An 8,966-nucleotide genomic window follows, 5' to 3' on the forward strand; every position below is an offset into this window, starting at 1 on the left:
CGTGTGATGTGCATCACTTCCTTAATGCCTAGCATCCACTAAGTATTGGCCTCATCATCATCCGAAAGCCAGGGAACGTTTCGAGCCTGTGGCCGAGACATGAGCCCTGGGCCACGGCCTGGCCGTTCCACGCACGAACCCGACCCCTTGCCCTGTTCGCGAAAGGAGCGGCTTCATGACGCCGACGTCTGCCAGCCCCCCGCTCGACGCAGCATCGCCCCCCGACACCGCGGGGTGGACCCCGCGACTGGTCGCCGTACTCATCGCGCTCATCTGGCCGACCCAGCTCCTGGCCGCCGCCGGCATCCTGGGTGCCAACGCCACCGCCAGCGTGGCGCAGAGCTTCCACACCACCCACGTGGCCTGGTTCGGTCTGACCGTCGTCCTCGTCTCGACGCTGCTGACGCCGTTCGTGATGAAACTGGGGGACCGGTACGGCAAGAAGCGGCTCATGCTCGTGATGACCGGCTTGGGGGTCGTCGGAGACGTCGTCGCCGCGATGGCGGGCAGCTTCTGGCTCCTGCTGGTCGGACGGGCCGTCGCCGGCTGCTACGGCCCGTTCGCCGCCCTGGCCTTCCCCGCCGTGCGGGACATCTTTCCCGCACGGTTGGTGAAGCCGGCCAGCGCCGTCCTGGGCAGCAGCCTCGGCCTGGTGGCCCTGGCCGCGCCGTTCCTGGCCGGCTGGCTGGTGGACGGCTGGGGCTACAAGGGCGTGATGTGGTTTCTCGCCGCGGCCTCCGCCGTCGGCTTCGCGCTGATCGCCTTCCTGGTCCCGCAGACCCCACGGCACGACCGCCGGCCCGGCTTCGACTGGCTCGGCGGCCTGGTCCTCGGCGGGGGGCTGACCGCGGTCGTCTACGCGGTCGGCCAGGGGCAGAGCTGGGGATGGGCCGACGCCAAGACCCTCGGCTGGCTCGCCGCCGGCCTCGCCGCGCTGGTCGTCTTCATCTTCGTGGAACGCTCCAGCGCCCACCCCATACTGGACCTGAAGGTGCTCCGCCGCCGCCCGGTCGCCCTGGTCCTCGTCACCGGGGGGCTCGCCCAGGCCGTCGCGTACACCATGCCGGGCATGGCGATCCTGCTCGCCCTCTATCCGCACATCCCCGGGGTCTCCGCCGGTCTCGGCTGGACCGCACAGCACAATGCCCTCGTCAGCGTGACCTGGAACGTGGTGATGTTCGGTACCGGCATCGTCGCCAGCCGCCTCCTGCGCACGATCGACGCCCGCCTGCTCTGGTGGGCGGGCCTGGCTCTGATGGCGGTCGGCTACGGCCTGGTGGGCTTCTTCCACGCCGACGAGACCCAACTCATCCTCACCTCGTGCCTGGCCAACCTCGGCGCCGGTCTCGTCGTCGCGGGAGCACCGGTGCTGGTCGTCGGTGTGGTCTCCAAGGACGAGCAAGGGCTGGGCAGCGGCATGCTCAACATGCTCATCAACTTCTTCGGCGCCATCGTCACCGCCCTCTCGTTCGCCGCCCTCGCCACACACAGCACCGTCGTGGACGGCACCGCCTTCTACCAGGACGGCGGCTACGCCTGGCTCTTCTGGGCCGGAGCGCTGCTCACCGCGCTGACGTTGGCGATCTCACTGCTCATCCCGCCACTGCGGGACCCCGCGGAGACCGACGCCGCTCCCGTCGGCTGACCGCCCACGGCCGTAGCCCACCAGTGCCTCTCCCGCATGGAGGTTCTGGTGGGCTACGAGCTGTGGCCGGTGGCCGCCCGAAGCGGGTCAGTCCCCGCTGCCGGCGGGCGCCCCCCGGTAGCCCCGCACGACGTCCGCGTACGCCTTCGCGCTCGGCTTCGGGCGGCGCTGGAACGTTTCGCGGTCGACCTCGTGCAGCCCGAGCTGAGCCCCGTACCCGAAGATCCACTCGAAGTTGTCCATGAGCGTCCAGTGGCAGTACCCGAGGACAGGCGTGCCCGCGCCGACCTCGGCTGCCAGCCCGTGGACCGCGGCGGGAACGAAGGCGGCGCGCTGTGCGTCGTCCGAGGTCTGGATGCCGTGCTCGGTCACGAGGACCGGCACCCCCGCCACCTCGTGGGCGTAGCGCACGGCGCCGGCGAGGGAGTCGGGCGCGATGGCCGTGCCCATGCCGTTGCGCTCACCCTCCATCGTCACCTCGCCCTCGGGGCCGTGGACGATGCGCTCGTAGTTCTGCACGCCGATGAAGTCGTCGTGGCGGGCCTCGCGCAGCCAGTGATCGTAGACCGCGGCGCGCCTGGCGTCCCGGCGTTCCTCGCCGCCGGGCAGCGCCACTTCGTCGGCGATGGCGATGGAGACGCCGACGGGCAGGTCGCCGCGGCGGGCCTTGACCGCGTCGCGGGCGGCGCGGTGGGCACGGGTGAACGCCTCCTGGAACTCGCCCTGCCGGTGGGCGGGGATGACGTTCGCGCTGGCGTAGGAGTCGGTTCCGGCGGCGCGTGCGGCGGCCGCGAGCATCCGCGTCTTGAGCGTCTCCGCCTCGGGCGGGAGCTTCGCGCCCGCCTGGAGCAACTGCTCCAGGTTGGGTTCGTTGAGGGTGACGGCGTACGCGATGCGGTCGCCGACGCGGGCCATGACGCGGTCGCACTGCTCGGCGAACCGTGCCGGAGCGTCGTGGGCGGTCCAGGAACCGGCCGCCGCGAACCAGTGCGGTGAGGTGAAGTGGCTGAACGTCACGACGGGTGCGAGACCACGTTCGAGGCAGCCGTCGACCTTGCGCTCGTAGTGGTCGAGGGCCTCGCCGGAGACAACGCCGCGCTCGGGTTCGACCCGGGACCACTCGACGGAGAACCGGAAGGCATTGAGTCCGAGTCCGGCGGCCAGATCGAGGTCCGTCTCCCACTGCTGGTAACCCTGGCACGCCGGCCCGCTCGGTTCGCGGAACAGCGAGGGCGTCGTGTGCTCCAGGAACCAGGTGTCGCTGGCGCTGTTGTGGCCCTCGTTCTGGTGCCCCGCGGTGGCGACGCCCCACAGGAAGGTGTCGGGCAGGCTGGTGTGTGTCATGTGTGCTCCTTGCACTGAGGCGGTGAGCCGGTGAGCCGGTGAGCCGGGAGTTGGTGCTCCGGTGGTCCGGTGGTCCGGTGGGCGGAGGGCCTGACGCCGACCCCGCGGGCGTCACCGTGCGGTTGCGGTGAACGGGGTCCAGAAGGAGTGCCGGCCCGGCCCGATCTCGATGGGCTCCGAACCCGGCAGTTCGACCAGTGCGGTGACGTCGCGTGGCACGAGGACGTCGACGTGCAGCGTGTTCCCTTCGAGCCGCCAACCGGTCTCGGTCCGGCCATGTGGCGTGTCGTGCTCGGCCCTTGCCCAGGTGAGGCCGCCGCCGGGGCGGGGACGGATCAGCAGCCGTCGGTAGCCCGGTTCGGCGGGCGCGAGGCCCGCGACGGTGCGGTGGATCCAGTCGGCGACCGCACCGAGCGCGTAATGGTTGAAGGAGGTCATCTCGCCGGGGTTGACGCTGCCGTCGTCCAGCATGCTGTCCCACCGTTCCCACACGGTGGTGGCGCCCATGTCGACCTGGTGGAGCCACGAGGGGCTGGACCGCTGGGTCAGTAGCCGGTAGGCGGTGTCCACGTGTCCGGTGTCGGTCAGTGCGTCGCACACCAGGGGGGTGCCGAGGAAACCGGTGCCGATGCGGTGGCCGCGTGCGGCCACCAGGTCCGCCAGGCGCCGCCCGGCCGCGGCGCGCTCGGCGTGGTCCTCCAGCAGCCGGAAGCACAGGGCGAGGGCGTAGGCGGTCTGGGTCTCCTCCGTCAGGCGCCCACCGCCGGTGTGGAAGCGGGCGAGGAAGGCGTCGCGGACCGCGTCGGCCAGGGCGTGGTAGCGAACGGCGCCGTCCTTGTCGGCCAGGACCTCGGCGGTTTTCCCCAGCAGGCGCGCGGAGTGCGCGAAGTACGCGGTGGCGACCAGGACGGACGACGTCATGGCACGGCCGGGGTCGTCCGCCGGGGCGGTGGGGTCCAGCCAGTCGCCGAACTGGAACCCCTCGCCCCAGATTCGGGCCGGTCCGGCCAGGTGGTCGACGGCGTCGACCCAGGCACGCATCGAGGGGTACTGGGCGCGCAGGACCTCCGTGTCGCCGTAGCGCTCGTGGAGCACCCAGGGGACGATGACGGCGGCGTCGCACCATCCGGCCATCGGCGGGTTGCCGGGCGGGAGCGGCACCGGCGTGATCACCGGGATGTCGGGGCTGAACACCGGGGGGACGCGCCGCTCGTCGTCGCCCTGGTCGGCGGCCAGGTCGCGAAGCCAGGAGCGCAGGAAGTCGCGGACGTCGTAGAGGAAGGCCGCGGTGGGGGCGAAGACCTGGACGTCGCCGGTCCAGCCCAGGCGCTCGTCGCGCTGCGGGCAGTCGGTGGGTACGTCGACGAAGTTGCCGCGCATCCCCCACACCACGTTCTCGTGCAGGCGGTTCAGGGAGGCGTCCGAGCAGGAGAACCAGCCCGTGCGGCGCAGGTCGCTGTGCAGGACGACGGCCGTGATGTCGGCGGGATCGAGCTCGCCGGGCCAGCCCTCGACCTCGGCGTAGCGGAAGCCGTGGAAGGTGAAGCGGGGTTCCCACTCCTCGCCCGCCGGCCCGCCGCGCAGGACGTAGCGGTCGGTGGCGGCGGCGTGCCGCAGTGGACGCGTGCAGAGTTCGCCGTCCTGCAGCACCTCGGCATGGCGAAGGGTGACCGTGCGGCCGGCCTCGCCGCGGACGCGGATGCGCAGCCGTCCGACGAGATTCTGGCCGAAGTCGAGGATGGTCCGGCCGGTGGGCGAGGTGGTCACGGAGACGGGTGCGAGCTGTTCGATGCGGCGGACCGGCGGGCTGTCGGCCGGGAAGAGGACCCCGGTGTCGAACTCGAGGATCCCCACCCGCTGCCACGCCGAGTCGTCGAAGCCGGCCTCGCTGAAGCCGGCCTGCTCGCGGCGGGCGTCGTACTCCTCACCCTCGTACAGGCCGGTGGTGAGTACGGGGCCGGGGCTCCAGCGCCAGCCGTCCCCGGTGGCGACGGTGTCCACGGAGCCGTCGGCGTACTCGACGCGCAGCTCGGCGAGGAGTCCGGTGTGCTCACCGTAGATGTCCCGGGTGCCGCCGTTGAATCCGAGCAGGCCCCGGTACCAGCCGTCGGCCAGCTGGGCGCCCCAGGCGTTGCGGCCCTCGCGGACCAGGGAGGTGACGTCGAAGGACTGGTAGCGGTGCCGGTGGTGGTAGCTCGTCCAGCCGGGGGCCAGGACGTGGTCGCCCACCACGGTTCCGTTGAGCTCCAGCTCGTAGACGCCGAGGGCGGTGACGAGGAGCCGCGCCGATCGCACTGCTGCCCGCGCGGTGAACTCGCCACGCAGCAGGGCGGCGGGGCGGGCGCCGCCTTCGGCGGGGCCGGAGGGGCGGGGGGTGACGACTCGTGCGGTCGGGGTCCAGTGGTGGAGCATGGCGGCCATCATGCACGTCAATACCTAGTGAAAGCTAGGCATTGGCGGCTGTGGTGTGCGTCACGAGCGGGCCCCGATGCCCGGGCGGTCCCCGGCCGTTTAATCGGTGGTGCCGCGCCTTGGGGCGGGGCTATGGTTCTGCTCAGCCGTTCCCGTGGGGACGGTGTCGGTTCGTCGAGAAGAAGCAGGAGGTGAGGACGTTGATGACTGTCACGGTGACGGGCACGGCCCGCATTCAGGAGTTCATCGTTCCCACCCCTGTGGTCTCCGGCTGACACCACTCGACCAGCGCGCCGCCGGGGCCACCCTTCGAAGGGTCCCCCTTGTTCAACGCTTCACTCAACACGTCCTCCCCTTCCGACCCTCAGCAGGTCCTCGCCGAATACGGCTGGGACGAGGGCTGGGAGGCCGAGTTCGCCCCGTATGCCGCCCACGAGCTCGTCCCCGGCAGGGTCGTACGGGTCGACCGCGGTCAGTGCGACGTCGCCACGCCCGACGGTGTCGTCCGGGCCGACACCGAGTTCGTCGTTCCTCGCGATCCGATGAAGGTCGTGTGCACGGGGGACTGGGTCGCCGTCGACCCCGAGGGCGGCAATCCGCGGTACGCGCGCACGATCCTCCCTCGCCGTACGGCCTTCGTACGGTCGACGTCGTCCAAGCGTTCCGAAGGCCAGGTACTGGCCACCAATATCGATCACATCATCATCTGTGTGTCGCTCGCGGTCGAACTCGACCTCGGGCGGATCGAGCGGTTCCTCGCGCTCGCGATGTCCAGTTCGAGCGGTGACGCGCTGCTGCGTGAGTCGGCGGACGCCTGGGAGTCCGGGGCGCAGCCCCTGGTCGTGCTCACCAAGGCCGACCTCGTCCCCGACCCGGTGACCCTGGGCCACCTCGTCCAGGACGTGGAGACCACCGCCCCCGGCGTGCCGGTGCTGTCCGTCAGCGCCGAACAGGGGGAAGGGCTCGACCTCCTCGCCGCCGTCGTCGCCGGTGGTACGGCGGTACTGCTCGGGCAGTCCGGCGCGGGCAAGTCGACCCTCGCCAACGCACTGCTCGGCGAGGACGTGATGGACGTCCAGGCCATCCGGGACGTCGACGGCAAGGGCCGGCACACCACCACCACCCGCAACCTCCTCGTCATGCCCGGCGGGGGAGTGCTGATCGACACCCCCGGGCTGCGGGGCGTCGGGCTCTGGGACGCGGGCACCGGGGTCGGCCAGGTCTTCGCCGAGATCGAGGAACTGGGCCGTGACTGCCGGTTCCACGACTGCGCCCACGAGAGCGAGCCGGGCTGCGCGGTCCTCGCCGCCATCGACACCGGCGAGCTGCCCGAGCGGCGGCTGGAGAGCTACCGCAAGCTCATGCGGGAGAACCAGCGCATCGTCGCCAAGACCGACGCCCGGATGCGCGCCGAGATCCGCAAGGAGTGGAAGCGCCGGGGCGCCATCGGCAAGGCGGCGATGGAGGCCAAGCGGTAGCCGCCACCGCCGTGTCCGATTTCCGCCAGCCCGGCCCCCTGGTCCGGCGGAGACTGGAGGGCGTGATGGGGAACGGGACGAAGACCGCGGAGCACCTGACGCACGAGGACAGCAGATACGAGGCCGTACGCAGCCGGGACGCCCGGTTCGACGGCGCGTTCTTCTTCGCCGTCGAGACGACCGGCATCTACTGCCGGCCCAGCTGCCCGGCGGTCACGCCGAAGCGGCGCAACGTGCGGTTCTTCGCGACGGCCGCCGCCGCGCAGGGCTCGGGATTCCGGGCCTGCCGGCGGTGCCGTCCGGACGCCGTGCCGGGTTCGGCGGACTGGAACGTCCGCGCCGACGTCGTCGGCCGGGCCATGCGGCTCATCGGCGACGGCGTCGTCGACCGCGAGGGCGTCGCCGGACTCGCCGGCCGGCTCGGCTACAGCGCCCGCCAGGTGCAGCGGCAGCTCACCGCCGAACTGGGCGCCGGACCCGTGGCCCTGGCCCGCGCCCAGCGGGCACACACCGCGCGGGTCCTGCTGCAGACCACCGGCCTGCCGGTCACGGAGATCGCCTTCGCGTCGGGGTTCGCCAGCGTGCGGCAGTTCAACGACACGATCCGGGCCGTGTACGCGGCCACCCCGAGCGGGCTGCGCGCCGCCGCCCCGGCACGCGACCGAGGCACCCGGCGCGCGGCCACCCCCTCCGCCGGCATCCCCCTGCGGCTCGCCCACCGGGGCCCCTACCAGGCCGGCCCCGTCTTCGACCTGCTCCAGCGGGAGGCCGTCGCGGGAGTCGAGGAAGTGAGCGGCGTGCCGGGCCGCCGCGTCTACCGGCGAACCCTGCGCCTGCCGTACGGCACCGGGATCGTCGCCGTCGACGAACGGCCGGGCCCGCCCGGGACGGGCAGCGGCGGCTGGCTCGACGCCCGCCTCCGCCTGACCGACCTCCGCGACCTGACCACGTCCGTACAGCGGCTGCGGCGGCTGTTCGACCTCGACGCCGACCCGTACGCCGTGGACGAACGGCTCGGCGCCGACCGCCGGCTCGCCCCGCTGGTCGCCGCCCGCCCAGGGCTCCGCTCACCGGGCGCCGCCGACCCCGACGAACTCGCCGTACGCGCCCTGGTCGGACGGACGGAGGCCGAGCGGCTGGTCCAGCGCCACGGCAAGACGCTGGACGCCCCCTGCGGAACCCTCACCCACCTCTTCCCGGAACCGGCCGCCCTCGCCGGGGCCGAGCCGGACGGCACCCCGGGCGCGCTCGCCGCCGCACTCGCCGACGGCGCCGTACGCCTGGACCCGGGCGCCGACCGGGACGACGCCGAGCACGCGCTGCTCGCCGTGCCCGGCGTGGACGCCCGTACGGCCGCCGTGGTCCGCACCCGCGCCCTCGGCGACCCGGACGTGGCACCGCCGGACCACGCCGTCCCCGACACCTGGCGCCCCTGGCGCTCGTACGCCCTGAACCACCTGCGCGCAGCGGGAGAACGGGAGCACCGATGACGACCACCACCACGACCACGACGTACTGGACCGAGACCGACAGCCCCGTCGGCACACTGCTCCTCACCGCCGACCCGGGCGGGGCACTCACCTCCCTGTCCGTGCCCGGGCAGAAGGGCGGCCGGAGCGTCCAGGAGGGCTGGCGGCACGACGCCGGGCCGTTCCGCGCGGCCGAGGAGCAGCTCGCCGCCTACTTCGCCGGGGAGCTGAAGGAGTTCCGGCTGCCGCTGCGCGCCGAGGGCACCGCCTTCCGGGAGCGCGTGTGGGCCGCCCTGGACGACGTGCCCTACGGGGCGACCACCACGTACGGCGAGATCGCCGCGCGCATCGGGGCCTCCCGGCCCGCGGTACGCGCCGTCGGCGGCGCGATCGGCGCCAACCCGCTGCTGATCCTGCGCCCCTGCCACCGGGTGATCGGCTCCGACGGCTCCCTGACGGGCTACGCGGGCGGCCTGGAACGCAAGACGCGGCTGCTCACCCTGGAGGGCGCCGTACTGGCCCGCTAGGGCCTGTTGTGAAAGCGGATCGCCTGTCAGACCTGCCTGGGATGCTCCGAGCATGGAAATGACAGTGCAGCTGACGATCGACTGCTCCGAT

Annotated in this window: 6 protein-coding genes; 4 read left to right on the top strand and 2 right to left on the bottom strand. The window is 72.5% G+C overall.

From position 1 onward, the window contains the following. Positions 1-175 precede the first annotated feature (175 nt). Entirely contained in the window at positions 176-1,645 is a 1,470-nt protein-coding gene (locus ACFW48_RS35455) for an MFS transporter (protein ID WP_386322300.1), read from the top strand. 87 nt (positions 1,646-1,732) lie between these two features. Here the strand turns inward: ACFW48_RS35455 and ACFW48_RS35460 are convergent, their stop codons facing one another. Further along, a complete protein-coding gene (locus tag ACFW48_RS35460; protein ID WP_386322302.1) occupies positions 1,733-2,989 on the bottom strand; it encodes a family 1 glycosylhydrolase in 1,257 nt (418 codons plus the stop codon). Positions 2,990-3,100: 111 nt separating this feature from the next. Beyond that, positions 3,101-5,401 carry a family 78 glycoside hydrolase catalytic domain gene (locus ACFW48_RS35465; RefSeq protein ID WP_386322304.1) on the bottom strand — a complete coding sequence of 767 codons (2,301 nt, stop codon included), beginning with the start codon at positions 5,399-5,401 and terminating at the stop codon, positions 3,101-3,103. A gap of 323 nt (positions 5,402-5,724) precedes the next feature. On the opposite strand from ACFW48_RS35465, the gene rsgA reads away from it, so the two are divergent. The 3 genes from rsgA to ACFW48_RS35480 all read left to right on the top strand — a co-directional run bounded on the left by rsgA (position 5,725) and on the right by ACFW48_RS35480 (position 8,875). Beyond that, positions 5,725-6,879, top strand: a complete 1,155-nt coding sequence (rsgA, locus tag ACFW48_RS35470; protein ID WP_386322306.1) for a ribosome small subunit-dependent GTPase A — start codon at positions 5,725-5,727, stop codon at positions 6,877-6,879. Between the two features lie 65 nt (positions 6,880-6,944). After that, positions 6,945-8,369 (top strand): bifunctional transcriptional activator/DNA repair enzyme AdaA, encoded by a 1,425-nt coding sequence (locus tag ACFW48_RS35475; protein ID WP_386322308.1) that lies wholly within the window; start codon positions 6,945-6,947, stop codon positions 8,367-8,369. Next, positions 8,366-8,875: a methylated-DNA--[protein]-cysteine S-methyltransferase gene (locus ACFW48_RS35480; protein ID WP_386322310.1), complete on the top strand. Its 510-nt coding sequence runs from the start codon at positions 8,366-8,368 to the stop codon at positions 8,873-8,875. The genes ACFW48_RS35475 and ACFW48_RS35480 overlap by 4 nt, the downstream gene beginning before the upstream one ends. The last annotated feature ends 91 nt before the right edge of the window (positions 8,876-8,966 follow it).

This window comes from Streptomyces sp. NPDC058812 (genome assembly GCF_042744565.1).
GTDB lineage: Bacteria > Actinomycetota > Actinomycetes > Streptomycetales > Streptomycetaceae > Streptomyces > Streptomyces thinghirensis.